Annotated in this window: 26 protein-coding genes and 1 pseudogene; 14 read left to right on the top strand and 13 right to left on the bottom strand. The window is 50.6% G+C overall.

All coding sequences use genetic code 11. The features are described 5' to 3' along the window. Positions 1 to 120: 120 nt before the first annotated feature. The 3 genes from SK32_RS05720 to SK32_RS05730 all read right to left on the bottom strand — a co-directional run bounded on the left by SK32_RS05720 (position 121) and on the right by SK32_RS05730 (position 3,164). Positions 121 to 1,455, bottom strand: coding sequence for an MFS transporter (locus SK32_RS05720; protein WP_048211708.1), 1,335 nt, complete (start codon positions 1,453 to 1,455; stop codon positions 121 to 123). A 60-nt stretch (positions 1,456 to 1,515) separates the two neighbouring features. Further along, positions 1,516 to 2,730 (bottom strand): starvation-sensing protein RspA, encoded by a 1,215-nt coding sequence (rspA, locus tag SK32_RS05725; protein ID WP_048211709.1) that lies wholly within the window; start codon positions 2,728 to 2,730, stop codon positions 1,516 to 1,518. A gap of 107 nt (positions 2,731 to 2,837) precedes the next feature. Further along, a complete protein-coding gene (locus SK32_RS05730) occupies positions 2,838 to 3,164 on the bottom strand; it encodes a YnfA family protein (protein ID WP_005121149.1) in 327 nt (108 codons plus the stop codon). Between the two features lie 154 nt (positions 3,165 to 3,318). On the opposite strand from SK32_RS05730, the gene SK32_RS05735 reads away from it, so the two are divergent. Beyond that, positions 3,319 to 3,660 carry a DUF1283 family protein gene (locus SK32_RS05735; protein WP_048211710.1) on the top strand — a complete coding sequence of 114 codons (342 nt, stop codon included), beginning with the start codon at positions 3,319 to 3,321 and terminating at the stop codon, positions 3,658 to 3,660. 37 nt (positions 3,661 to 3,697) lie between these two features. Then, a complete protein-coding gene (gene speG / locus SK32_RS05740) occupies positions 3,698 to 4,258 on the top strand; it encodes a spermidine N1-acetyltransferase (RefSeq protein ID WP_048211711.1) in 561 nt (186 codons plus the stop codon). 6 nt (positions 4,259 to 4,264) lie between these two features. Here the strand turns inward: speG and SK32_RS05745 are convergent, their stop codons facing one another. After that, positions 4,265 to 4,975, bottom strand: coding sequence for a YnfC family lipoprotein (locus tag SK32_RS05745; RefSeq protein WP_082193773.1), 711 nt, complete (start codon positions 4,973 to 4,975; stop codon positions 4,265 to 4,267). 103 nt (positions 4,976 to 5,078) lie between these two features. Here SK32_RS05745 and SK32_RS05750 point away from each other — a divergent pair, with 103 nt between their 5' ends. The 6 genes and pseudogenes from SK32_RS05750 to clcB all read left to right on the top strand — a co-directional run bounded on the left by SK32_RS05750 (position 5,079) and on the right by clcB (position 11,515). After that, the gene (locus SK32_RS05750; RefSeq protein WP_086523673.1) at positions 5,079 to 5,387 is read left to right on the top strand and encodes a DUF1161 domain-containing protein; all 309 of its coding nucleotides are present in this window, start codon (positions 5,079 to 5,081) and stop codon (positions 5,385 to 5,387) included. 138 nt (positions 5,388 to 5,525) lie between these two features. Further along, positions 5,526 to 7,964, top strand: a pseudogene (ynfF, locus tag SK32_RS05755) (selenate/tellurate reductase subunit YnfF). Between the two features lie 10 nt (positions 7,965 to 7,974). Continuing rightward, a complete protein-coding gene (locus tag SK32_RS05760; RefSeq protein WP_048211714.1) occupies positions 7,975 to 8,592 on the top strand; it encodes a DMSO/selenate family reductase complex B subunit in 618 nt (205 codons plus the stop codon). A gap of 1 nt (position 8,593) precedes the next feature. Continuing rightward, positions 8,594 to 9,448 (top strand): dimethyl sulfoxide reductase anchor subunit family protein, encoded by an 855-nt coding sequence (locus tag SK32_RS05765; RefSeq protein WP_048211715.1) that lies wholly within the window; start codon positions 8,594 to 8,596, stop codon positions 9,446 to 9,448. Positions 9,449 to 9,490: 42 nt separating this feature from the next. After that, positions 9,491 to 10,105 carry a Tat proofreading chaperone DmsD gene (gene dmsD / locus SK32_RS05770; RefSeq protein WP_048211716.1) on the top strand — a complete coding sequence of 205 codons (615 nt, stop codon included), beginning with the start codon at positions 9,491 to 9,493 and terminating at the stop codon, positions 10,103 to 10,105. A 120-nt stretch (positions 10,106 to 10,225) separates the two neighbouring features. Beyond that, positions 10,226 to 11,515 (top strand): voltage-gated ClC-type chloride channel ClcB, encoded by a 1,290-nt coding sequence (gene clcB, locus SK32_RS05775; protein ID WP_048211717.1) that lies wholly within the window; start codon positions 10,226 to 10,228, stop codon positions 11,513 to 11,515. On the opposite strand, the gene bioD is transcribed toward clcB, so the two are convergent. The 3 genes from bioD to SK32_RS05790 form a co-directional block, all read right to left on the bottom strand. Next, positions 11,471 to 12,166, bottom strand: a complete 696-nt coding sequence (bioD, locus tag SK32_RS05780; RefSeq protein ID WP_005121161.1) for a dethiobiotin synthase — start codon at positions 12,164 to 12,166, stop codon at positions 11,471 to 11,473. The two genes, clcB and bioD, sit on opposite strands and share 45 nt — an antisense overlap. A gap of 124 nt (positions 12,167 to 12,290) precedes the next feature. After that, positions 12,291 to 13,511, bottom strand: coding sequence for a sugar metabolism global transcriptional regulator Mlc (mlc, locus tag SK32_RS05785; RefSeq protein ID WP_048212588.1), 1,221 nt, complete (start codon positions 13,509 to 13,511; stop codon positions 12,291 to 12,293). Positions 13,512 to 13,639: 128 nt separating this feature from the next. Further along, positions 13,640 to 14,539: a LysR family transcriptional regulator gene (locus tag SK32_RS05790; RefSeq protein WP_048211718.1), complete on the bottom strand. Its 900-nt coding sequence runs from the start codon at positions 14,537 to 14,539 to the stop codon at positions 13,640 to 13,642. 107 nt (positions 14,540 to 14,646) lie between these two features. Here SK32_RS05790 and SK32_RS05795 point away from each other — a divergent pair, with 107 nt between their 5' ends. Next, entirely contained in the window at positions 14,647 to 15,900 is a 1,254-nt protein-coding gene (locus SK32_RS05795) for an MFS transporter (protein ID WP_048211719.1), read from the top strand. A gap of 35 nt (positions 15,901 to 15,935) precedes the next feature. Here SK32_RS05795 and SK32_RS05800 read toward each other — a convergent pair whose 3' ends face one another. Continuing rightward, positions 15,936 to 16,622 carry a CPBP family intramembrane glutamic endopeptidase gene (locus SK32_RS05800; protein ID WP_048211720.1) on the bottom strand — a complete coding sequence of 229 codons (687 nt, stop codon included), beginning with the start codon at positions 16,620 to 16,622 and terminating at the stop codon, positions 15,936 to 15,938. Between the two features lie 173 nt (positions 16,623 to 16,795). On the opposite strand from SK32_RS05800, the gene SK32_RS05805 reads away from it, so the two are divergent. The 3 genes from SK32_RS05805 to SK32_RS05815 all read left to right on the top strand — a co-directional run bounded on the left by SK32_RS05805 (position 16,796) and on the right by SK32_RS05815 (position 19,953). Next, positions 16,796 to 18,283, top strand: a complete 1,488-nt coding sequence (locus tag SK32_RS05805; RefSeq protein ID WP_048211721.1) for a carboxypeptidase M32 — start codon at positions 16,796 to 16,798, stop codon at positions 18,281 to 18,283. 137 nt (positions 18,284 to 18,420) lie between these two features. Then, a complete protein-coding gene (asr, locus tag SK32_RS05810; protein ID WP_048211722.1) occupies positions 18,421 to 18,861 on the top strand; it encodes an acid resistance repetitive basic protein Asr in 441 nt (146 codons plus the stop codon). A 270-nt stretch (positions 18,862 to 19,131) separates the two neighbouring features. After that, on the top strand, positions 19,132 to 19,953 hold the full coding sequence (locus SK32_RS05815) for a trypsin-like serine peptidase (RefSeq protein ID WP_048211723.1): 822 nt from the start codon (positions 19,132 to 19,134) through the stop codon (positions 19,951 to 19,953). Positions 19,954 to 19,987: 34 nt separating this feature from the next. Here SK32_RS05815 and mdtI read toward each other — a convergent pair whose 3' ends face one another. The 3 genes from mdtI to SK32_RS26690 form a co-directional block, all read right to left on the bottom strand. Beyond that, positions 19,988 to 20,317, bottom strand: a complete 330-nt coding sequence (gene mdtI / locus SK32_RS05820) for a multidrug/spermidine efflux SMR transporter subunit MdtI (RefSeq protein WP_040233868.1) — start codon at positions 20,315 to 20,317, stop codon at positions 19,988 to 19,990. Continuing rightward, positions 20,304 to 20,669 carry a multidrug/spermidine efflux SMR transporter subunit MdtJ gene (gene mdtJ, locus SK32_RS05825; RefSeq protein WP_161958620.1) on the bottom strand — a complete coding sequence of 122 codons (366 nt, stop codon included), beginning with the start codon at positions 20,667 to 20,669 and terminating at the stop codon, positions 20,304 to 20,306. Before mdtJ ends, mdtI begins: the two co-directional genes overlap by 14 nt. Before the next feature lie 107 nt (positions 20,670 to 20,776). Beyond that, positions 20,777 to 20,947: a protein YdgV gene (locus tag SK32_RS26690; RefSeq protein WP_086523670.1), complete on the bottom strand. Its 171-nt coding sequence runs from the start codon at positions 20,945 to 20,947 to the stop codon at positions 20,777 to 20,779. A gap of 130 nt (positions 20,948 to 21,077) precedes the next feature. Here SK32_RS26690 and SK32_RS05830 point away from each other — a divergent pair, with 130 nt between their 5' ends. Next, the gene (locus SK32_RS05830; protein WP_048211724.1) at positions 21,078 to 22,112 is read left to right on the top strand and encodes an AI-2E family transporter; all 1,035 of its coding nucleotides are present in this window, start codon (positions 21,078 to 21,080) and stop codon (positions 22,110 to 22,112) included. 31 nt (positions 22,113 to 22,143) lie between these two features. On the opposite strand, the gene SK32_RS05835 is transcribed toward SK32_RS05830, so the two are convergent. Continuing rightward, positions 22,144 to 23,340 (bottom strand): multidrug effflux MFS transporter, encoded by a 1,197-nt coding sequence (locus SK32_RS05835; protein WP_048211725.1) that lies wholly within the window; start codon positions 23,338 to 23,340, stop codon positions 22,144 to 22,146. A gap of 262 nt (positions 23,341 to 23,602) precedes the next feature. Between SK32_RS05835 and SK32_RS05840 the strand changes: the two genes are divergently transcribed. Further along, on the top strand, positions 23,603 to 24,454 hold the full coding sequence (locus SK32_RS05840) for an aldo/keto reductase (protein WP_048211726.1): 852 nt from the start codon (positions 23,603 to 23,605) through the stop codon (positions 24,452 to 24,454). A 45-nt stretch (positions 24,455 to 24,499) separates the two neighbouring features. On the opposite strand, the gene pntB is transcribed toward SK32_RS05840, so the two are convergent. Then, on the bottom strand, positions 24,500 to 25,888 hold the full coding sequence (pntB, locus tag SK32_RS05845; protein WP_005121173.1) for a Re/Si-specific NAD(P)(+) transhydrogenase subunit beta: 1,389 nt from the start codon (positions 25,886 to 25,888) through the stop codon (positions 24,500 to 24,502). Between the last annotated feature and the right edge of the window lie 3 nt (positions 25,889 to 25,891).

A 25,891-nucleotide genomic window follows, 5' to 3' on the forward strand; every position in this document is an offset into this window, starting at 1 on the left:
TAACGTCTGTATGGTTGTATGTTTTGATTTGCATTAAACTTTCTATGATTGGTATGACATCATTTATTGAGTTATATACCAAGATCGGTGAATTTGGCGGCATACTGCCGCCAACGAATATTAATGTTTCTGCCACTGCTGGTATTCACGCTTAAGTCTTTGCGGAGCGGTTTCCGGCATCATCAACAAACCAATAATTGAGATAACTCCAAGTACAATCACATAGGTTGCAAGTCCATAGTAATGTCCACCTGTTACTTGCAGAATTTTTACTGCAACTAAGCCAAGAATCCCACTGCCTATTAGCGACCCCAGTTGCCAAATTAATGCTATTCCGCTACAGCGAATATGCGTTGGGAAAAGCTCCGGAAAGTATGAAGCCTGAGGTGCATAACACATACTATGTCCAATACTCAGCACCATGATCATTACTATTTGTGTAAGCCAGAAACTATCCTGATTAATCGCAAGGAAAAAAGGAATAATCATAACGACCTGCAGCAACGCACCGATAATATAGACTGGTTTACGTCCAATTTTATCGCATAGCGACCCCATCAACGGTATGGCAATGATTTCTATTATCACCGCAACTATCATTGTCTCCATCAAAATATTAGCATCAAGATTATTTGCCTTACCGTAAGCCAAAACAATCACGGTGAACATTGCAAATGTGCAAGCTTCAATCAGTTTCGCACAGACTCCCTTGACAACAATGCCAGGAAAATCGCGGATAACTTCAACGAGTGGACGTGATTCTTCTGCTTTTGTCTCCCTAATCTGAGCAAAGACAGGTGACTCATCAATTTTTAAGCGGATAAACAGCCCAACAATAACCAGTAACAGACTCAACAGGAACGGTATTCGCCACCCGTAATCCATCATTGCCTCTGGAGAAAGTGTGGCATTTAACAACGCAAAGAGTGCTAACGGCAGTAGGAAACCAACCGGGGCACCAATTTGAACCCAACTGGAAAAAAATCCACGATGTTTGGGTTCAGAATATTCAGCAGTCATCAGTACTGCACCGGCTTGCTCTCCTCCAACCCCAAATCCCTGTAATACACGAATAAAAATAAGTAAAGCTGGAGCCCATACACCTATTTTCTCATATGTAGGTAATAACCCGATACAGAACGTCCCCAAACCAACAATTAATATGGTAATAACCAGTGCTTTTTTACGCCCGACCTTATCGCCAATATGGCCAAAGACAATTCCTCCTAATGGTCTTGCGAGGAAACCAACAGCATAGGTAGCAAAAGCCGCGAGAGTACTTATTAACGGATCGTCACTTGGGAAAAATAAATGACCAAAAAAGAGTACAGCAGCTGTCCCGTATGCAAAAAAATCATAATACTCAGCAGCAGTACCAATTGCGGATGCTGAAGCCACTCGACGAATAATGGGCTTATTATCTACGTTATTTTTAATATCGACTGAACTAACCATAAGTTTAACCTTCTGTAGGGTATTGGGTTAATCAACATCTTTCGTACGTAAAATTTACATTTACCAGTTCCATAGCGTGCCATCTTCAAGACGGGCGACCGGCAGATATGCGGGATCGTACGGATATTTCGCTGCAAGTTTTTCGTCAAACTCAATACCGAGCCCTGGTTTGTCACCTGGATGCATGTAGCCGTTATCAAAGGTCCAGTTATGCGGGAACACTTCCAACATCTGTTCTGAGTATCCCATATATTCCTGCACCCCGAAGTTGGGTACCCACAGATCGAAATGCAGCGCAGCGGCCATGCAGACTGGTGACAAATCGGAAGGTCCATGAGACCCCGTGCGTACCTGATAAAGTGAGGCAAAATCAGCAATACGACGCATACCGGTGATACCGCCTGCGTGGGTAATAGTGGTGCGAATATAGTCGATCAGCTGTTCTTCAATAAGCTGCTTGCAGTCCCAGATACTGTTGAACACTTCCCCTACCGCAATCGGCGTGACCGTATGCTGGCGAATCAGGCGGAAGCACTCTTGGTTTTCAGCGGGGGTTGGGTCTTCCATCCAGAACAAACGGTATTGTTCAATGCTCTTACCAAAACGAGCCGCTTCAATTGGCGTCAGACGGTGATGCATGTCATGCAGAAGATGTTCATCAAAACCAAATTTGTTGCGGACGGCTTCAAACAATTTCGGTGTGAAATCGAGATATTTCTCCGTCGACCACAGCTGCTCTTCCGGCCACTGGCCTTTGGTCGCAGGTTCGTAGGCCAGGCCTTTACCTTTAGACATTCCGTAGGTGGTCTTCATTCCCGGTACACCACACTGTACACGGATCGCTTTAAATCCCATCTCTTTATGACGCGCGTAATCCTCCAGCACATCATCAATGGAATGACCCGTTGTGTGACAGTACACCATGACGCCTTCGCGTGATGCGCCCCCCAGCAACTGGTACAACGGCATATTCGCCGCCTTCGCTTTGATATCCCACAGGGCCATATCCACCGCAGAAATCGCCGACATCGTTACCGGGCCGCGGCGCCAGTAAGCCCCCTTGTAGAAAAACTGCCAGATATCCTCAATTCGATGCGCATCACGTCCAATTAGCTGTGGACACACATGATCTTTCAGGTAGGACGCCACGGATAATTCACGCCCGTTAAGCGTGGCATCCCCTAATCCAGTGATCCCATCGTCTGTCGTGATTTTCAGCGTGACAAAATTACGTCCTGGACAGGTAACAAAAACTTCAGCCCCGACAATCTTCATTTTTTAATCCTTACATCTCTTCTTGTGATGCAGGAAATTTACCCAACTGAACTACTACCATACAAGTATGAAGATCAAAAAAACGCTCACTGATCACAAAAAAGGCGCTATGCGCGCCCCCATCCGGCAACGATGATCAACATCCCGCACAGTGCTACTAACGCGCCGGACCAGTCGTACAGGCTCAGTTTTACGCCATCGACAATGCGTAACCAGAGCAGTGCAGTCACCACGTAGACACCACCATACGCGGCATATACCCGCCCGCTCGCCGCCGGATGTAGCGTCAGCAACCAGACGAACAGCGCTAATGACACCCCAGCGGGAACCAGCAACCAGGCCGTCGCCCCACGCTTAAGCCAGAGCCAGGGTAAAAAGCAGCCAATGATTTCGCATAACGCGGTGACGAAGAAAAGTAATGTTGTCTTAAGCATTGAAGTAATTCAGTTACCTTCGGTTTAACCATGATACGACAGAATATGTCCAACGTATCCATATGCGCCCAGTGGGTATGCCCTGGCGCAGGAATAGTGTAGAATTTAACCCTGTTTTATCGTTTTTTTCCCTTTCTCATTAAAGGAATTCGCCATGAAAATTACACTGACCAAACGCCTGTGTCTGACGGCCATGCTGACGCTGGCGGCGGCCGTGTACACCTCTTCCGTATTTGCTGAAACCAGTAAACTGGTCATAGAGTCCGGGGACAGTGCGCAAAGTCGTCAACAGGCTGCAATGGAAAAGGAACAGTGGAACGATACGCGTCAGTTGCGTCAGAAAGTCAACAAGCGTACAGAGAAAGAGTGGGACAAAGCCGACGCTGCTTTTGATAGCCGTGATAAATGCGAACAAAGCGCGAACCTGAATGCGTATTGGGAGCCTAACACCCTGCGTTGTCTCGATCGCCGCACTGGGCGCACCGTTGCCCCATAATCATTGTGCTCATTAGAAGATATTGAAAGGATACGATATGGCAAGCGCCCTCAGTGTAAAGCTGCGCCCGCTGGAGCGTGAAGATTTACGTTTCGTCCATCAGCTTGATAACAACGCCAGCGTCATGCGCTACTGGTTTGAAGAACCTTACGAAGCGTTTGTTGAGCTGTCAGACCTGTATGACAAACACATTCACGACCAAAGTGAACGCCGTTTTGTGGTCGAGTGTGACGGTGAGAAAGCCGGGCTGGTGGAGCTGGTTGAAATAAACCATGTGCACCGCCGGGCTGAATTTCAGATCATCATTTCCCCGGATTACCAGGGAAAAGGTCTGGCAACGCGCGCGGCAAAGCTGGCGATGGATTACGGTTTTACCGTGCTTAATTTATATAAGCTGTATCTGATCGTTGATAAAGAGAACGAAAAAGCCATTCATATCTACCGCAAACTTGGCTTTATGGTCGAAGGTGAATTGATTCATGAGTTCTTTATTAACGGCCAATATCGTAACACCATTCGCATGTGTATCTTCCAACAGCAATATCTTGCCGATCACAAAATACCGGGTTCCAGCCTGTTACAACCTACCGCTCAGTAAAAACGGTTAGTAGTAATCAATGGTGTTTTCAATCGAGTAATGATGCTCAACTGCCGGCTTTACGCTTTCGTCAACGATAACCAGCTGGCAGTTGACCGGATTAGCATACGAATCATACTCACAGGTTTGTTTGACGTTACCTAAAGGATGATCGTTCAGCATGCTTACTGCCGTGTAATCCAGTTTTTTCAATGGATCGGCTGACGGTTTAGCCTCAACCTGCAGCGTATTGTCCTTACTGACGGTGGTTTTGCCGAGCGGGTAGCCTTCCGCATCATACCGGTACTGCACCTTCATTTCTTTTCCCGTGGCGGACACAACAAAACCGTTATCGTCGGTATCCCACACTACGCCCGCAGAAGGCAGTTCCGCCAGTTGGCATTTCCCCTGTAAACGGATCCGTTTTTCCATCGTTTCGGCATCCCGATAGAAGTTCGCATCCAGCACTAACGCCATACCCGTATTATTTTCGACATCATGCAATTCCAGCGTATCAAAACAGCCTTCCTGCGAGAGCGTACCTGTGACGCGCTTAGTCACTTCGCCTTTGTCGTTGAGCAGCGTCTGACTAAAATCTTTCACCGGGCCGCGCAGCGGATCAAAATCAAATTCATTGGAGAAGCTGGCCATTTCCGGCGTAAAGGACACCAGCCCTTTGGCGTTATCACACCCAACCAACACGATACACAGGAAACCTAACAGGGTCTGTTTCTTCACATTTTTCACCGGGATAAGAAGATAATTCTCAATCATATTAGCAAATACAGTTATTTACACCAGAAATGCTAATCTTAGTTTATGTCGATCACGAAAGGAGTTGATGATGAAATACATAGCAGGAATTGCCGCGAGCTTATTACTGGTCGCTTCCCCGCAGATCCTGGCGGCACCCGCGTCATGTGAGCGCGTGAAGAGTGATATTGAGCAGCGCATTATTAATAATGGTGTCGCGGAATCCAGTTTCACGTTGAATATTGTTCCAAATGACCAGGCCGATCAGCCTGATTCACTGGTGGTCGGTCATTGTGCCAATGATACGCACAAGATCCTCTATACCCGAACTAACAGCGGTAACGCACCCGCAAACAGTAGCCCTTCTCAGGACGGTCACGTGGCTGAACCGCAATAAATTTTTACCCTCCGTTCGCGGAGGGTCACTCCTGTTTGATATGCATTAATAAGATTTACCTATAAATAGGTAGACTCAACTTCATTGTTAGCAAGCTAGTTATTTCGTTATAAAACAATGTATATAACGACAATTACAATGGAGTGGGTTATGTCTGAAGATGAGCAATATGGAGGTATTAGCCGCAGGACGTTAGTGAAATCCTCGGCTATAGGTTCACTGGCACTTGCTGCCGGAGGCCTGTCACTACCCTTTGGTATTCGTGCCGCTGCTGCTGCAGTACAGCAATCAGTGCAACCTGTTGAAGATAAAGCTGTCTGGAGTTCCTGTACGGTTAACTGCGGCAGCCGTTGCCTTTTACGTCTGCATGTGAAAGATGATGCAGTCTACTGGGTTGAATCTGACACGACCGGCGATGATACCTACGGTAACCACCAGGTTCGCGCCTGCTTGCGTGGTCGTTCGATTCGCCGTCGTATGAACCACCCTGACCGCCTCAAATACCCGATGAAACGCGTTGGCAAACGCGGTGAAGGTAAATTTGAGCGTATCAGTTGGGATGAAGCGCTGGATACCGTAGCCGGAAATCTGAAACGTATTTTGCATGATTACGGTAATGAAGCCGTTCACGTTCTTTACGGTACCGGTGTGGATGGCGGTAATATCACGAACTCCAACGTCCCCTACCGTTTGATGAATTCCTGTGGTGGCTATCTAAGCCGTTACGGGAGTTACAGCACCGCACAAATCAGCGCCGCCATGGGATACATGTTTGGTGCTAACGACGGTAACAGCCCCGACGATATCGCCAACACAAAACTGGTTGTGATGTTTGGTAATAACCCAGCCGAAACGCGTATGAGCGGCGGTGGCGTAACCTGGTATGTCGAGCAGGCACGTGAGCGGTCAAATGCCAGAATGATCGTTATCGATCCACGCTACAACGACACCGCCGCAGGTCGTGAAGATGAATGGTTGCCTATTCGCCCTGGGACGGATGCTGCACTGGCCGCCGCTATCGCCTGGGTGCTGATCACAGAAGATCTGATTGATAAACCTTTCCTTGATAAATACTGCATCGGCTACGATGAAACCACTCTCCCCGCCAGCGCACCGCGTAATGCGCACTACAAGACCTATATATTAGGTGACGGTCCGGACGGAATTGCCAAAACACCGCAATGGGCATCTCAGATTACCAGCATCCCTGCAGACAAAATCATCCAGTTAGCGCGTGAAATCGGTTCGGCAAAACCTGCTTACATCTGTCAGGGCTGGGGACCGCAACGCCATTCCAACGGTGAACAGACAGCCCGAGCAATCACCATGCTCTCTGTTTTGACAGGAAACGTGGGAATTAACGGCGGTAACTCCGGTATGCGTGAAGGGACCTGGGATCTGGGCGTTGAATGGTTCTCCATGTTAGAGAACCCGGTCAAAACACAGATATCGGTGTTCACCTGGACGGATGCTATCGATCATGGTGCAGAAATGACGGCCACCCGCGACGGTGTCCGTGGCAAAGATAAACTGGATGTGCCTATCAAGTTTATCTGGTGCTATGCCAGTAACACGCTCATCAACCAGCATGGCAATATTGCTCATACTCATGACGTTTTACAGGATGACAGTAAGTGCGAAATGATTGTCGGCATTGAGCACTTTATGACCGCATCGGCGAAGTACTGCGACATCCTGCTGCCGGATCTGATGCCTACTGAACAGGAAGATCTCATCTCACATGAGTCCGCCGGGAATATGGGCTATGTGATCCTCGGACAACCCGCTACCACACCTAAATTTGAACGAAAACCCATCTACTGGATGTTAAGTGAAGTCGCTAAACGCCTGGGCCCGGACGTCTATCAATAATTCACGGAAGGCCGCACCCAACACGAGTGGGTGAAATATCTGCATGCCAAAACCAAAGAACGTAACCCGGAAATGCCGGATTACGAAGAGATGAAAACGACCGGTATTTTCAAGAAAAAATGCCCGGAAGAACACTATGTTGCCTTCCGTTCATTCCGCGAAGATCCTGCGGCAAACCCGTTGAAAACGCCATCAGGGAAAATTGAGATTTACTCTGAAAGACTGGCCACCATTGCCGAGACATGGGAACTCAAGCAAGACGAGATTGTGCATCCGCTACCGGCTTATGCGCCAGGCTTTGACGGCTGGGACGACCCCAAACGCAAAACGTATCCGCTACAGCTCACCGGGTTCCACTATAAGGCGCGAACTCACTCAAGCTACGGCAACATTGATGTTTTACAACAGGCATGCCCGCAGGAAATCTGGATTAACCCCGTCGATGCTCGTTCACGTGGTATTCATCACGGCGATACGGTACGGGTGTTTAACAGCAATGGTCAGATGCTGATCGCTGCGAAAGTCACACCGCGTATTTTGCCCGGCGTGACAGCCATCGGCCAAGGCGCATGGCTCAATGCTGATATGTTTGGTGACCAGATCGATCACGGTGGTTCTATTAACATTCTCACGTCACATCGTCCTTCTCCGTTAGCGAAGGGGAATCCATCCCACAGTAATCTCGTTCAGGTTGAAAAGGCGTAAGGTGTAACCCATGACGACTCAATACGGATTTTTTATCGACTCCGCCCGTTGCACCGGTTGCAAAACTTGCGAACTGGCCTGCAAAGACTTCAAAAATTTAACGCCGGACGTCAGTTTCCGCCGTATTTACGAATACGCCGGCGGTGACTGGCAGGAAGATAACGGTGTCTGGCACCAGAACGTTTTCGCCTACTACCTCTCCATTGCGTGCAACCACTGTGAAGACCCGGCCTGTACCAAGGTGTGTCCAAGCGGCGCGATGCACAAACGTGAAGATGGTTTTGTGGTCGTGGATGAAGATGTGTGCATTGGCTGTCGCTATTGCCACATGGCCTGCCCGTATGGCGCGCCGCAATACAATGCCGCCAAAGGACACATGACCAAGTGCGATGGCTGTCATGAACGCGTTGCTGAGGGTAAGAAACCCATCTGTGTCGAATCCTGCCCGCTGCGTGCGCTGGACTTCGGCCCGATAGAGGAACTGCGTAAAAAACACGGCACCCTGGCCGCGGTAGCGCCGCTCCCTGGCGCGCACTTTACCAAACCGAGCATCGTCATCAAACCAAATGCCAATAGCCGCCCGACCGGGGATACCACGGGTTATCTGGCTAATCCGAAGGAGGTCTAAAATGGGAAGTGGATGGCATGAATGGCCGCTGGTACTGTTCACGGTTCTGGGCCAATGCGTGGCAGGCGCGCTAATCGTCAGTGGGCTGGGTTGGGTTGCCGCCAAAGACGATGTTGTAAGGCAGCGCATTGTTCGCAGTATGTTTTTTCTTTGGCTGGTAATGGGAATCGCATTCCTGGCCTCGGTTATGCATTTGGGGTCTCCGTTACGCGCATTTAACTCACTGAACAGAGTCGGTGAATCAGCGCTAAGTAATGAAATCGCCAGCGGTTCGCTGTTTTTTGCCGTCGGTGGTTTATGGTGGCTGGTCGCTTTTCTCGGTAAAATGCCTGCTGCATTAGGTAAAATATGGCTGCTGGTAAGCATGTTGCTGGGCGTGGTGTTTGTCTGGGCGATGACCAACGTTTACCAGATAGATACCGTACCGACCTGGTATAATGGTTACACTACGGTGGCCTTTTTCATGACCATGCTTCTGAGCGGGCCACTCTTTGCCGCCCTGCTGTTGCGTGCTGCTGGTGTTCCTTTTAATGCCAACGTGTTCGCGGGAATAAGCGTGCTGGCGTTACTGGTGAGTGCAGGTGTGATTGTCCTGCAGGGACTTTCCCTCGGCACAATCCACAGTTCGGTGCAATTCGCCAATGCGCTGGTACCTGACTACGGCCGCTTACAGGTGTGGCGCATCGTCTTGCTGGCCGCAGGTCTTGGGTGCTGGATATGCCCGCTTATCCGCCGTAAAAACCCGCATGCCGCTGGGCTGGCGTTAGGTTTAATTTTAGTCCTGGCCGGTGAAATCATTGGTCGTGGTTTGTTTTATGGTTTGCATATGACAGTCGGAATGGCTGTTGCAGGTTAACTCTCGGGTGCGGGGCAACCCGCACTGTTCAGGATTGTTTGCATGACCCATTTTTCACAATGTGACAACTTTTCAACCGCAGCGCGCGTTCTGGGCGCGTTGTTCTTCTATGCGCCAGATAGCGCTGAAGCATCTGCGATGGTCAGTGCGTTAAAAGCTGATGGCTGGCAAGCACAGTGGCCGCTGCCGGAAGCTACGTTGTCGCCACTGGCTGCACAAATGCAGACAGATAGCGATGAAACGCTCCCACAAGCCTGGCAACGTTTGTTTATCGGCCCCTACGCTTTGCCATCCCCGCCCTGGGGTTCGGTCTGGCTGGATCGCGAAAACGTGTTGTTTGGTGATTCCACGCTGGCATTACGTCAATGGATGCGCGACAACGGCATTCAGTTTGCGCTGCAACAGAATGAGCCAGAAGATCACTTTGGTTCGCTGTTACTGCTAACCGCCTGGCTTGCCGAAAATGGCCGCCACACCGAATGTGAGCAATTGCTGGCCTGGCATCTACTGCCGTGGTCGGCTCGCTTTCTCGATATTTTTATCGAGAAGGCGGACCATCCGTTCTACCAGGGGTTGGGTAAACTGGCACGCCTGACGCTGGCACAATGGCAGTCGCAGTTATTAGTTCCGGTGGCAGATAAACCATTGTTTCGTTAATGTCACCCACGGGCAGGACAGTTCCTGCCCATTTCCCGCTGAGTTTCGCACGCTGAGCTTTTGCTTCTGCGGCTAATTACCCGCAAAATAAGCCGTCTGAATATTCCTGTCTGGCAACCCATGCATCGTTTACATGCTTATCCTGACCTACGCACTCTGTTTCGGCGTCTGCTGATCGCCGCGCTGATTGGTATCCTTGCAGCCCTGGCCGTTGCAGGATTTCGTCATGCGATGCAATTGCTTGAATGGCTGTTCCTGATTAACGATACGGGAAGTCTGGTCAATGCCGCGACAAATCTGCCGCCGTTCAGACGCATGCTGACACCTGCGCTCGGTGGTCTGGCGGCAGGACTCTTGCTCTGGGGCTGGCAAAAATTTAATCGTTTACGCCCACAGGCCCCCACAGATTATATGGAAGCCCTGCAGACTGACGGGCAGTTCGACGTCAGCGCAAGTCTGGTGAAATCACTGGCCTCTTTGGTCGTCGTGGCGAGCGGTAGCGCCATTGGTCGTGAAGGAGCAATGATTTTATTGGCCGCATTGGCGGCCTCATGCTTCGCACAACGCTTCACACCGCGTTCGGAATGGAAATTATGGATTGCCTGCGGGGCTGCTGCTGGTATGGCCGGTGCGTATCACGCTCCGTTGGCGGGTAGCTTATTTATTGCCGAAGTGCTGTTTGGCACGTTGATCCTCGCCTCATTAGGGCCGGTGGTTGTCTCCGCCGTCGTCGCATTGTTAACCACCAATGCGCTTAGCAACAGCAACGCGCTACTGTATACCGTTCATCTGACACGTGAGCTGCATGTGCTGGAATATGTGATGATTATCAGCACGGGTCTGTTAGCCGGTCTCTGCGGACCTCTTTTTATGTGGCTTATGACCACCAGCCACAACGGCTTTTTGCGCTTAAAACTCGCACCACCAGGCCAGTTAGCCCTGGGTGGGTTGATCGTTGGCCTGTTGTCGCTACTCACACCTGCGGTCTGGGGCAACGGCTACAGCGTGGTACAGTCGTATTTACTCTCTCCGCCTTTGCTCGCCGTCATCAGCGGAATTTTCATTTGCAAATTGCTGGCCGTACTCGCCAGTAGCGGTTCAGGAGCCCCCGGCGGCGTGTTTACACCAACGCTGTTCGTCGGTTTGTCGATCGGTATGTTACTGGGTCGGGTATGGGGATTCTGGCTTCCGGGGGCGGATGAAATAGCGGTACTGTTGGGCTTAACAGGAATGGCCACACTGCTGGCGGCGACGACCCATGCCCCCATTATGTCGACATTGATGGTCTGTGAAATGACCGGTGAGTATCGACTGCTCCCCGGCCTGTTGATTGCTTGCGTCGTGTCGTCAGTGCTGTCGCGAACGTTACGCCATGACTCTATCTACAGACAACACGCTGCCGAGCATTGACAGACGAATATACTGAGAAAGCTCGCGCTGCTCGGCACGTGGCAAATAAGGCAATTCACCCATCAACGGTGCCGGTAATTTTTTGCTTAGCACGTCGATGATTTCGGCATAATGCGCCAATCCGGGGTTAATACGGTTCGCTACCCAGCCAATCAACGGCAGCCCGTCACTGGCAATCGCCTGTGCGGTGAGAATGGCATGGTTAATACAGCCTTCCTGAATGCCCACCACCATCAGAACCGGGAGTTGCTCCTGTACTACCCACTCCGATAACGGACGCAGATCGTTCATCAGACTACGCCAGCCACCTGTGCCTTCAACAACAACGTGATCAACCTTCTCACTCAGGCTTGCAAGTCCATTGGATAACAGGGTGTAGTTAACCGGACCACTATGCGCCACGCTGCTTTCGTCTTCGCTCAGCGCGATAGGGTTAATCGCCTCGTACGGCAGTTCGATGGATGACACACTTTGCAGCACCAGTGCATCTTTATTGCGCATACCCTCCGGAGTCTCTTTGCTGCCTTTGGCGACGGGTTTGTAACCCGCCACACGTTTACCCCCTGACGCCAACGCTTGTAGTAATGCGCGGGAAACCACGGTCTTCCCAACAGAAGTGTCTGTACCTGTAATAAAGAAACGCTTCAGCATCACTAACTCCACCGTATGCTCTGAAAATATAAGTCAGGAAAATAAAACAGTGGAGAAAGTCTAAAGTATGACGGCCAGAACCAGCTTGAGATAGCGCAATTTTTCGTACAACAGTTAAAAAATGTTAACCCTGTAATAGACGAATCAACAAAGAACCGTTATACATCGCGTCTTTAACGAGAGCGGCCCCCGCCATCGTCCCCTGATTAGAAAATTGCGTACTTTCGACAACAATGTGCTGGCTGTAGGCCGGAAGCGCCTGTTGACGAATGCTGTCAGCAATCGTCGGGAACAAAATGTCAGCGGCTTTACTGAGTGGAGATCCTATCAATATCTTTTGCGGGTTGAACAAATTCACCATGATGGCCAGGATACGACCGACATGTGTCCCAACGCCGTTAATAATATCTTTCGCCAATAAATCGCCCTGCATGGCCGCCTGACACAGTGCGTCTACCGTCAACGGTTGTCCGTGCAGAGAGGAGCTCATTGACTGCTTCAGTCGCACCTGCGCCAGTTCCAGCACGCTGTCGACGCTGGCGATCGTTTCCAGACACCCATGATTACCGCAGTAGCACCGTTTGCCGTAAGGGTCCACCTGCGTATGACCTATTTCGACCAGGCTGCTGCTGCCTGCATGCAGTAAATGACCATCAGTGATCACCCCTGCACCCACGTTGTGATCGATGACTACCTGAATAACATCACGCGCCCCGCGTGATGCACCAAACAGCGCCTCGGCCATGGTCCATGCGCTGATATCGTGCTGAATGTATACCGGCACGCCGGTATGCCGCTCCAGCGTTTCGCCGAGCGGCATCTCTTTGACGTCATCATAGAACGGCATACGATGTACGATACCGTTCTCTGTATCAATAATGCCGGGTAAGGTAATCGCGATGGAAGTTAGGCGTTCGAGTTTTTGCTGGTGACGAATAAAAAACTGATCAACTTGCGCAACAACCCGTTCCAGTAACGATGTCTCGCTGACCAGCGCCATTTCAAGACAATCCTCGACCACCAGTTTGCTGCTCAGATCGCGCAGCGCCAGGAAAATCTCGCCACGACTAATACGAATAGAAAGGTAATGCCAGGCTTCTGTTTCGACAACCAGCCCAACCGCCGGACGTCCGCGGTTACCGGCTTCTTTTATTTCCAGCTCCTGCACCAAATGCGCTTCCAGCATTTCTCGGACAATTTTGGTAATACTGGCAGGCGCCAATTGTGCCAGGCGAGAGAGATCAATACGCGATACCGGTCCCAGCTGATCAATCAGACGATAAACCGCGCCCGCATTGGTCTGCTTAATTTGATCGATATGCCCAGGCTGACTATCAGCAACCACCACTTACTCCCTTTATTTTCGCGCTCCGAAATAATCTGTAGACTATGGTGAAGCACTTCAATGGTTTCCGTCAACTTTTTGCTTAGCCTTGTGATTTACTGCACATTTTCGACCATTTTTAAACTAAATTAACCGCGCTGCACTGCGGCTAAAAGCTGCTGGCGAAAACGCTGCGCAGCGTGGCTTTGTTCATGATGCTTCGGCCACACCAACCACATTTCGGAGACCGCATCGTCTTCGGCAATAGGGATCCAACACATTTCATACAATTGCACCCGTTTAAAAGAGGCGGGCAAAATGGAAACCCCCAACCCTGCGGCCACCAGTCCAATGATGGTCATCGCCTCACCGACCTCCTGGGCGATGGTTGGTTTCAGATCATAACGGCGCATCAGGCCGAGAATATCGTCATACAACCCCGTTCCAACATGCGGATCAAAAAAGACAAACGGCTCGTTTGCCAGCTCCGCCAGCGTCACCACCGGCTTTTGCGCCAGAGGATGTGCGCGTGGGATCATCGCCATCAGCGGCTCATGCAAAATGACCTCCCGCGCCAGCGTGTCCGGTAGTTGCGTATTGCGCAGGAGCCCTAAATCCAGTGTTCCCTCGTTGAGCGGGGCAATTTGCTCGCGCGTATTCATTTCACGGGTTTGCATATGCACCGCAGGATAACATTGGCGAAAAAGAGACAGCGTATCGGACACGGCCTTAATAAACGGGGCTGATGACGTAAAACCGATGCGCAGTTCCCCCGACTCCCCCAGGTGTAATCGCTCAGCACGGGCGGCAGCCTCATTTACCAGGCCCAGGATTTGCCGACTGTCCGCCAGAAACTGTTTTCCGGCAGCGGTAAGCGCCACGCTGCGGTTAGTCCGCGCCAGTAGCCGTGCACCCACCTGCTGCTCAAGAATCTGAATCTGCTGGCTCAACGGAGGTTGCGAAATATTCAGTCGTGCCGCTGCACGACCAAAATGCAGCTCTTCCGCAACTGCCACAAAGTAACGTAAATGACGCAGTTCGATATTCATATCTTTAAAATATTATTTGAGATTATTAATATATTAGACAGAATATTGTGATTTTCATACTCTTAAGGCTGGTCCTGTAGACGTAATTGGATGAGCAAGGATTTCAAGTGAGCCGTACAACAACTGTCGATACCGCGCCAACAAGCGATGTTGATGAACAGATAGTTACCCCGCCGGATGGTTTTATCAAACGCGGAACATCCCCATTTATGCGCGTCACGCTGGCGCTGTTTTCCGCCGGACTGGCGACTTTTGCCCTCCTCTATTGCGTACAACCCATACTGCCTGTGCTTTCGCACGAGTTTGGCGTATCGCCTGCCAGCAGTAGTATTTCGCTCTCCATTTCAACAGCGATGCTGGCGATAGGGTTACTGTTTACCGGCCCACTTTCAGATGCTATTGGCCGCAAGCCGGTGATGGTTACCGCGCTGCTGCTCGCCTCTTGTTGTACGCTCCTTTCAACAATGATGACCAGTTGGCACGGTATTTTAATCATGCGTGCGCTGATCGGACTGTCACTGAGCGGCGTGGCGGCCGTGGGAATGACCTATTTGAGTGAGGAAATTCACCCAAGTTTTGTTGCATTTTCAATGGGCTTATACATCAGCGGAAACTCGATTGGTGGTATGAGTGGTCGTTTGATTAGCGGCGTGTTTACTGACTTTTTTAACTGGCGAATCGCGCTGGCGGCTATTGGCTGCTTTGCCCTCGCCTCCGCGCTAATGTTCTGGAAGATCTTACCGGAATCACGGCACTTCAGACCGACATCGTTACGGCCTAAAACGTTATTTATCAACTTCCGTTTGCACTGGCGTGACAGAGGACTTCCACTGTTGTTCGCAGAAGGGTTCTTGCTGATGGGGTCGTTTGTCACACTGTTTAACTACATCGGCTACCGTCTGATGCTGTCTCCCTGGGCGCTGAGCCAGGCTGTCGTCGGTTTGTTGTCTGTGGCTTATCTTACCGGCACCTGGAGCTCACCAAAAGCCGGTTCCATGACCACCCGTTATGGGCGCGGCCCGGTAATGTTGTTCTCGACAGGCGTGATGTTGTTCGGACTAATAATGACTCTGTTTACCTCGTTATGGCTGATTTTTGCCGGTATGTTGCTCTTTTCAGCCGGCTTTTTTGCGGCGCATTCCGTGGCAAGTAGTTGGATCGGGCCGCGAGCCAAACGCGCTAAAGGCCAGGCCTCTTCACTGTACCTGTTCAGCTATTACCTGGGCTCAAGCATTGCCGGTACACTAGGGGGTGTTTTCTGGCATAGCTATGGCTGGAACGGCGTGGGCGGGTTTATCGCACTGATGCTGGTGCTGGCGCTATTGGTTGGTGCCCGATTGCACCACCGTCTGCACGCATAATCAATGATGCCCGAAAACCGGGCATCATAAACGTCTCACGATAACATAAACGTCTGGGCGCTAATCTGCAGAGCAATTACCATACCGTTCATCAAAATATGTAGCAAAATCGGCATCAGTAAACCGTTACTTTTCAGCCTCGCCAGGATCAAAACCTGGGACACAATAAACAACATCAATAACGTTCTCAGATCCACATACTGTGTATGCATCACGGCGAAAATAGCCGACACCACCACTGACGACAATCCTGTTTTATTATTGAACCAGTACTGAAAGGCATTGAACAGGCAGCCCCTGAAGATGATTTCTTCATACACGGGTGCAATAAATATCAGCGTTACACTGGATAACCAAAGCGCGTAGCTGTTCAGTGAGACCTGGCTTGTCACCCATTCTTCGGTCTTTCTGATCCCCAATACCCAGGGCAGGACCAGCTGCACAATCAGCAGCGCAACAAACAATATGACAAACCACCTGGCGTTGAATGTTCCTTTGCCGAGACCGTCTCTTTTTCTAAAGAAAACGTAATACAACGGCACCAGGACGACGAATTCCAGTGTAAACAGCAGCGGGAAAAGTAATCCTTTGGCGAGCAAGTCGTGACTGGCAGGGAAAAATAATGGGGAAAATGTGAGGCCGAACATCAACAAAAACATAGAGAAACAGCCAGCCACCGCTTTTGTCCTTGCGATATATTCGTTACTGACTTCCTGTTGCACACCTGCTCCTTGGATAAAATGAAATGTTCTCGTTATCTGAACAATACACAACCATGATAAAAAGTATCATTATCATTGACAAGCTACCAAAATTCCCATGCCTATGATGAATGGGTTAATTTGCGAAATCGCGTTAGACTCTGAAATCTGGTCCAACAGAACGAGAACAAAAAATGAGTAACAGCGATAATTACCATCAACTCACCCGTACGTTCCAGCGCCTCTCTCGCTTCTCCCACCTCTCGGCAATAGCCAGTTGGGACATGTTTACCATGATGCCGCCTGGCGGTAGCAAAGCCCGGGGTGAAGCGCTGGCTGAACTGAGCGTGCTTGAACATCAACTGTTAACCGATGCCAATGTGGCAAAGTGGATCGCCGCCGCACAGCAGGAAGACCTGAACGATGTCGAGCAGGCCAATCTGCGCGAAATGTCACGGCTACATCATCAAGCGTCCTTGCTACCCGAATCACTGGTAGAAGCGAAATCACTGGCGGGCAGTCGTTGCGAACATGCCTGGCGCAGCCAACGCCCGGCCAATGACTGGGAAGGGTTTGCTGAAAACCTGAAAGAGGTGGTTAAGTACAGCCGCGAAGAAGCCCGACTGCGTGCAGAAGCGAAAGGATGTTCGCCCTACGACGCATTACTGGATGTCTTTGAACCAGAGATGACCAGCGCCCGGCTGGATATTCTCTTTGCCGACATCAAGAGCTGGCTACCCGAATTGCTCAATAAGGTAGTGGCAAAACAATCACAACAATCGCTTATCGCCCCCACTGGTCCCTTCCCGACTGCAGTTCAGCGTGAGCTGGGCCTTGAAACCATGGCTCAGTTAGGTTTTGATTTTACCGCGGGACGCCTGGACATCAGTGCACATCCGTTCTGCGGCGGCGTACCGCAAGATGTTCGGATTACCACCCGCTACGATGAAAACGAACTGCTCAGCGCGTTATTTGGCGTCATTCATGAGACAGGTCATGCGCGTTATGAGCAAAATCTACCTCAGAACTGGTCAGGACAACCTATTGCCCTGGCACGATCAACCGCCATCCATGAATCTCAGAGCCTGTTCTTTGAAATGCAATTAGGCCGCAGCCCGGCGTTTCTGAAACGGTTAATTCCCGCAGTAACCCGACATTTTGGCAATCAACCCGCCTTTGAGGAAAGCAATTTCATCGCCTGGAACCAGCAGGTCAAACCGGGCTATATCCGCGTTGACGCTGACGAGGTTAGCTATCCTGCTCACGTGATCCTGCGTTATGAAATCGAGCGCGCGTTGATTAACGGCGACATTGAGGTCGATGACATTCCTGCCTTGTGGAATGAAAAAATGCAGGCCTGGTTAGGGCTCTCTACGATCGGGAACTACCGTAACGGCTGTATGCAGGATATCCACTGGACCGATGGCGGTTTTGGCTACTTCCCTTCGTACACATTGGGGGCGATGTATGCAGCCCAGATTTTCAGTGCAGCTAACCGTGCCTTGCCAGGCTTAAACCACGCCATTGCGCAAGGAGATTTTAGCGCCTTGTTTGACTGGTTGCGCCAGAATATCTGGCAACATGGCAGTCGTTTCACGACCGAGCAGCTCATTACCCAGGCAACCGGAGAGCCGCTGAGCAGCCGCTATTTCCGCGCCCATCTGGAAGCCCGCTATCTGTAATCGTAAACCGTGAGTCATTGTACAAACGGTTACACGTCGAAACCAATGACTCACGGAAGCCCAGAGATTACAGCGATATAGTTATTTCAACGGCCCCGCAGTGGGGTTGAATGAAAAACCAAATCGAGGGTATGAGAATGAAAAAAGTATTAGCTCTGGTTGTTGCCGCTGCTATGGGTCTGTCTTCCGCTGCATTTGCTGCTGAAACAACTGCTACTACCGCTCCGACTGCTGCTGCGACCACGAAAGCCGCACCGGCAAAAACCACTCATCATAAAAAACAGCACAAAGCAGCTCCGCAGAAAGCGCAGGCTGCCAAAAAGCACGCTAAAAAATCCGCAGCTAAACCGGCTGTAGAACAGAAAGCTCAGGCTGCGAAGAAACACACCAAAAAAGCAGCAACCAAGCCAGCTGCAGAGCAGAAAGCTCAGGCAGCCAAAAAACACACCAAAAAAGCAGCAACTAAACCAGCTGCAACCAAACCAGCCGCAGAGCAGAAAGCTCAGGCCGCTAAAAAACACACCAAAAAAGCAGTAAAACACGAAACCGCTAAACCAGCTGCTCAGCCGGCTGCATAAAACATCTGTAGTAACCATGGCATCCCCCATGCCATAGCATACGGCGCTAAATCAGTCTGATTTAGCGCCGCCTTTCGGAGGGTAAAATGGTGTCACATTACCGCTTTGAGTTCATTCTTATTACCCTGATAATTTGCGCTCTTATCGCCATGCATTTTTATCTTTCCTGAGTGTAGTTATCTGATTTTACTCCCACTTTCCCGCCGTCCCGTCTATAGTATTAACTGAGGGTTTGCTGTTAATAATCATAATTCCCCACCAGAGTGTGATATGCATAAAACCATTGCGGTATTACTGGGTTCAATTTGTCTATTTCCTGTCGTTGCACATGCGGAGCAGCCTGCAACGACCATTGCTGAAGCCGATAACATAAAAACGCTGTTTTTTGGTCATGATGATCGTGTGAGGGTGACTGACCCTACACAATCACCGTGGGACGCTATCGGGCAACTGGAAACCGCCAGCGGTAACCTGTGTACGGCTACGCTCATTTCACCTCACCTGGCCCTGACCGCCGGGCACTGCTTACTCACCCCACCAAAAGGCAAGCCGGATAAAGCCGTCGCGCTACGTTTTGTGTCGAAAAAGGGTATCTGGCGCTATGAAATCCACGGCATTGAAGGACGGGTTGATCCCTCTCTCGGCAAGCGTTTAAAAGCAGATGGTGACGGCTGGATTGTCCCACCTTCTGCAGCTCCGTGGGATTTTGGTCTGGTAGTGTTACGTTATCCCCCCTCCGGGATCACGCCGCTACCGTTATTTGACGGTGATAAAGCCGCGTTAACCGCTGCGCTAAAAGCTGCTGACCGTAAAGTGACTCAATCGGGGTACCCGGAAGATCACCTGGATGACCTGTACACGCATCAGGATTGCGTGGTAACTGGCTGGGCGCAAAATACAGTCTTGTCGCATCAGTGCGATACGCTCCCTGGCGACAGCGGCTCCCCATTGATGTTAAAGACAGATTCAGGCTGGCAATTGATTGGTGTGCAAAGCTCCGCTCCAGCAGCAAAAGATCGCTGGCGGGCAGATAATCGCGCCATTTCTGTGACGGGTTTTCGCGATAAACTCGAAGCACTGGCGAAGGGATGACGCATGCTGCCCACGTTTGCGGGCAGCACGTAGATTAGGCAAGTTTGATCATTATCATTCCGGCCAGCAGCAAGGCGACGCCAATCCAGCCTTTGTTATTCAGGCGCTGACCAAAAAGCACCCATCCTGCGGCCAACGTTGCGGCGATCCCGAATCCTCCCCACAGCGCGTAGGCGACAGAAAGGTCGATCCCTTTTACCGCCTGGGACAGCGCACTAAAGGCCGCTAACACCGCCACCAGCGACAACACGCCATAAGCCTTACGGCGGAAACCATCGGAAAATTTTAAGAAGACGTTAGCAACGATTTCAAGAACGATGGCCATTCCAAGCCACGCGCCGTGAACCCACTCAAACTGCTGCATGGGTCACCTCCCTCCTCGCTTTTGCCGGTTTGCGTGTACCCGATTTGATCAACACAATGCCTAACACCAGCGAGACCAGTCCAGCAACTTTCATCGTGGTCAAGGTTTCGTCGAATAACAACACGCTAAACAGCGTAATAAATAAAATTCCGATACCTTCCCATAAGGCATAGGCCACACCAAGGGCGATTTTTTTAACGGCAAAACTGAGAAAAATATACGATAAGGCGATCATTACCAGCATTAAAATAAAGCCCGCATTACCATGGCCTACGCTGGCCCATTTCATTGACAGCGTACCGGTAATTTCAGCCGCAATGGCCAGACCTAATAATATCCAGTAAAACATGATGCATCTCCTGCTTGAGAATATAGTCCTTTGGGCCTACTGCATGCAGTAAACCAAAAAATAGAATCAGATAGCTCAGCGCATAACGCCAGCTCAGGCAGAAGAAGGGACTAAAGCGCGTTGCGCCAGTGTTGCTCACCCGCAAGCAAGAAAGTGGAGGAGGTACGAAGAAGTGTAGGTAAACGCAAAAACATCCTGAACGTATTGTCCATAATATTACAATTATCCGCAGTGTTGCTTCTCATCATCGCGGATGATAATTGTCCTCGGTAGTTAAACACAGATGATTTGTATCATAGGTTCAATGCGAACTCAAAATCTTTTCACTTCTTTACCCGACTCGTTTGATTTTTGTTATAACGGCTCGAGGCAGATCACATTATTATATTGATAAAAAACTCAGGGATTCACATGGCAAAACCGATCATCACGCTTAACGGCCTAAAAATAGTTATTATGCTCGGCATGTTGGTTATCATTTTAACCGGTATCCGATTTGCCGCCGATATCATCGTACCGTTTATTCTGGCGTTATTTATCGCCGTCGTGCTTAATCCCGTAGTACAGCGCATGGTTAAGCTCCGCATACCGCGTGTATTTGCCGTGTCATTGCTGGTTGTTATTATTGTCATGCTAATGGTGCTGCTTCTGGCTTATTTAGGTACATCCTTAAATGAGCTGGCACGGACACTGCCGCAGTATCGTTCGTCATTGGTTATCCCACTGAAAAATATCGAACCGTGGCTACAACGTGCGGGGATCGGCGTTTCCGTAGACGAGTTGGTGAAATATGTCGATCCGAACGCTGCGATGACGCTGGTCACCAATTTATTGACGCAACTCTCTAATGCGATGTCCTCGATATTTCTACTGTTGCTGACCGTGGTTTTTATGCTGCTGGAAGTACCGCAACTCCCCGGAAAACTCAAACAAATGATGAGCCGCCCTCTTGAGGGAATGGCCGCAATCCAACGCGCTATCGACAGTGTCTCACACTATCTGGTACTAAAAACCGCCATCAGCATCGTCACCGGCCTGGTCGCCTGGGGCATGCTTGCCGCACTGGATGTCCGCTTCGCGTTTGTCTGGGGACTACTGGCCTTTGCCCTGAATTATATTCCTAACATCGGTTCGGTGCTGGCAGCGATTCCCCCTATTGCTCAGGTACTGGTATTCAGTGGTTTTTACGACGCGTTGCTCGTGCTGGCAGGTTATCTGGTGATTAACCTGGTATTCGGCAATATCCTCGAACCCCGCATCATGGGACGTGGGCTGGGACTTTCTACGCTGGTGGTATTCCTGTCGCTGATTTTTTGGGGCTGGCTGCTCGGCCCCGTTGGGATGCTGCTTTCAGTACCGCTGACCATCATTGTAAAGATTGCCCTTGAGCAAACAAATGGTGGTCAAAGCATTGCCGTCCTGCTGAGCGATCTTAACAAAGAATAAGTATATGCCCCGCTATCGCGGAGCTGTTCAACTACTGTTTGTCACGGAACACCAGTGCGGCGCTCATCAATGTGAATAGCGCAATAATCCAGGCCATGGTCCAGGGGGTGCCGTCACTCAATCTCGCCAGTAGTAATGATGAGATGATGCCACTGCCATACTGTAATGAACCAATCAGCGCCGAAGCTGACCCGGCGATATTGGGGGCCGCATCCAGCGCGGCGGCCGTCGACGTTGCTGCAATGATCCCATTCATCGAAAATAGCAGAAACACAGTGATGATAATGGCAATAAACCCCCCTATTTCCAGCTTAACCAGCAGTGCCAATGCAACAGCAGCCAGTGCCGCCAACATTGTCGCGTACTTAAGCAACTGTTCTAACGCGTGCCGTTGCACCAGCCGGCGGTTGACCGCACTCATCGCCATAACGCCGACAATATTTAACGCAAATAACCAGCCATAATGCTGCGGATCGACATGGTAATAGCGAATGTAAACAAATGGCGAACCGGTAATAAACGCATACGCACCCACGTAATAAAAGGTCAGACTCAGGGTGTAGCGCATAAATCGACCATTGGTTAATAGCGCGCGGTAATGCCGGAATGCGCCTGCCAGTGAGGCTTTTACGCGTCTTTCTTCAGGGAGTGTTTCCGGTAACCACAGCAACGAGATAAACATCAGCACGCCAATGGCCACCAGTAACCAAAAAATAGAGTGCCAGGTGCTCAGTCGAATAATTTGCCCGCCAATCAATGGCCCTGCGATGGGGGCAATCGCCATAACCAGTACCAGGGTTGACAACATTTGCGCCGCACGAGTACGAGCAAAGAGATCACGAATCATGGCACGCGCCAGCATCGGTCCGGTACAGGCCCCCAGCGCCTGAAAGACCCGCCAGAAAACAATTTGCGTGATATCCGTGGACAGCGCACACCCCGCAGAACCGATGATAAACAGCACCATGCCGATGAACAACGGTGTACGTCTGCCCAGATGATCGCTGATCGGTCCCCAGATCAGCTGCGCAATAGCAAACCCCACCAAAAAACCGGTAACAGTAAGCTCCACATTGCCGTTTAAATCCCCCGCCATAGTCGGCATCGCCGGGAGGTAGATATCGGTTGAAAGTGAAGTAAAGGCCATCAGGCCGCTGAGGATGAGAATAAAAGAGAGACCGGTCTGGCTTGCAGCAGCAGCCGGCAGGCACTGTTCACGTGTACGCATAGCGTCCTGTTATCTTAGGAAAAGTCAGGTGGCAGTATATACGGGGTGAATGACAGTGATTAGATAGCCGAAGAAGCATAAGTTTATGAACGCCAATCATGAGTAACGCCCTCTCCCCGCTAACACATGCGACAACCTTCGCATTTTAGCCTGCTAAAAATGAATTTAGCTCATAGGTCTATGCTGATTTAACGGACTAATGGTGTGAACAGATTCTTGCTAATCTGCTGGCAATGCAAAAAATGATGTTCAGGAGCGTTCCATGAATACAACGGTCTTAAATAACGGTGTTGAGATGCCTCTGCTCGGTTTTGGTGTATACCAAATGACCGAAGCGAACGAGTGTGAGCAAGCCGTGCGGGATGCCATCGAAACAGGATATCGCCTGATCGATACCGCCGCCTCCTATCTGAATGAAACTCAGGTCGGCAATGCGCTGAAACAAAGCGGCGTACCCCGCGATGAACTTTTCATCACAACCAAGCTGTGGTTACAGGATACCAGCTACGCTGGCGCGAAAGCTCAGTTTGCACGTTCGTTGCAGCGCCTTCAACTTGACTACCTTGACCTGTATTTAATCCACCAGCCCTATGGCGACGTACACGGTGCCTGGCGTGCGATGGAGGAACTCTACGAGGAAGGGAAAATTCGCGCGATTGGCGTCAGCAATTTTCACCCGGACCGTCTGGCAGATTTGATGGCCTTCAACCGCATCATCCCGGCGGTGAATCAGATAGAAGTGAATCCCTTCCACCAGCAACCGCATGCCGTAGCCTGGATGCAGAGCCGCAATATTCAACCACAAGCCTGGGCGCCGTTCGCCGAGGGGCGCAATGACCTGTTTCAAAATCCGACACTGGCCGCGATTGGTAAAAAGTACGGGAAAAGCATCGGTCAGGTAGTACTGCGTTGGATTTATCAGCGCGGAATTATTTCTCTGGCGAAAACCGTGCGTAAAGCGCGTATGACAGAGAATATTCAGATACTGGATTTTACCTTAACGACTGAGGAAATGACGCAAATCGCCGCCATGGACGCCGGGATCAGCGCATTTTTCTCGCATCGCGATCCGGCGCGCGTGGAATGGATAACCCAGCGTAAACTGGATGTTTAATAAAAAAACGGCCTCCGCAGAGGCCGTCTTACTTTTAAGCACGCATTACAACGCTTTCAGAATCGCATCCACGCTGGCTTTGGCATCACCAAACAGCATATGGGTGTTTTCTTTAAAGAACAGCGGGTTCTGCACGCCTGCATAACCGGTGTTCATTGAGCGTTTGAACACGATAACATTCTGCGCTTTCCACACTTCCAGCACCGGCATTCCGGCTATCGGGCTGCGCGGATCATCCTGCGCTGCCGGGTTCACCGTATCGTTGGCGCCAATAACCAGCACGGTATCGGTGTCGGCGAAATCATCGTTGATTTCATCCATTTCCAACACGATGTCATACGGCACTTTTGCTTCCGCCAACAGCACGTTCATATGACCAGGCAAGCGCCCTGCTACCGGGTGAATACCAAAGCGGACTTTGATACCACGGGCGCGCAGTTTCTCAGTGATTTCCGCCACCGGATACTGCGCCTGCGCCACCGCCATACCGTAGCCCGGGGTGATAATCACAGAATGAGAGTTTTTCAGCATTTCAGCGGTATCTTCGGCATTAATCTCGCGATGTTCACCTGCTTCTTCGGTATCACCGGTTGAGGACCCATCGGTGCCAAACCCACCCGCAATAACGCTGATGAAAGAACGGTTCATTGCCTTACACATAATGTAAGACAGGATCGCACCCGAGGAACCGACCAGCGCACCCGTAACGATCAGCAGATCGTTGCTCAGCATAAAGCCTGCCGCTGCTGCCGCCCATCCTGAATAGGAGTTCAGCATAGAGACGACGACCGGCATATCGGCCCCACCGATGGATGCTACCAGGTGCCAACCAAACGCCAGTGCGATAATGGTCATCACCAGCAGCGCCAGAACCTGCAGGCCCACGCTCTCGGTACGAACAAACACCACCAGCAGCAGGAAAGAAACCACCAGTGCCGCCAGGTTCAACTTATGGCGATTCGGCAGCATCAGCGGCTTAGATGAGATCTTGCCGCGCAGTTTACCAAACGCCACGATAGAACCGGTGAAGGTTACTGCACCGATAAAGATGCCGAGGAACACTTCAGTCAGGTGAATGTTCACCAGGATCGGTTCCAGACCGGTATCGTGATACAGGTAGCTGTTGAAACCAACCAGTACGGCGGCCAGACCGACGAAGCTGTGCAGAATCGCCACCAGCTCCGGCATCTCGGTCATCTCGACTCTTTTCGCCAGACGAATACCAATTGCACCACCAATGATCATTGCAACCAGAATCCAGGCGACGTTGCCGGTATCCGGGCCAAAAATCGTGGCAATCAGCGCAATCGCCATCCCGGCGATGCCGTAGTTGTTACCCTGTTGAGACGTTTCGTGTTTGGAAAGTCCCGCCAGGCTGAAAATAAACAGGATTGCGGCAACAATGTATGCAGCTGTAACTAATCCTCCAGACATATG

It is taken from the genome of Citrobacter sp. MGH100, assembly GCF_001034465.1.
GTDB classification, from domain to species: Bacteria; Pseudomonadota; Gammaproteobacteria; order Enterobacterales; family Enterobacteriaceae; genus Citrobacter; species Citrobacter youngae.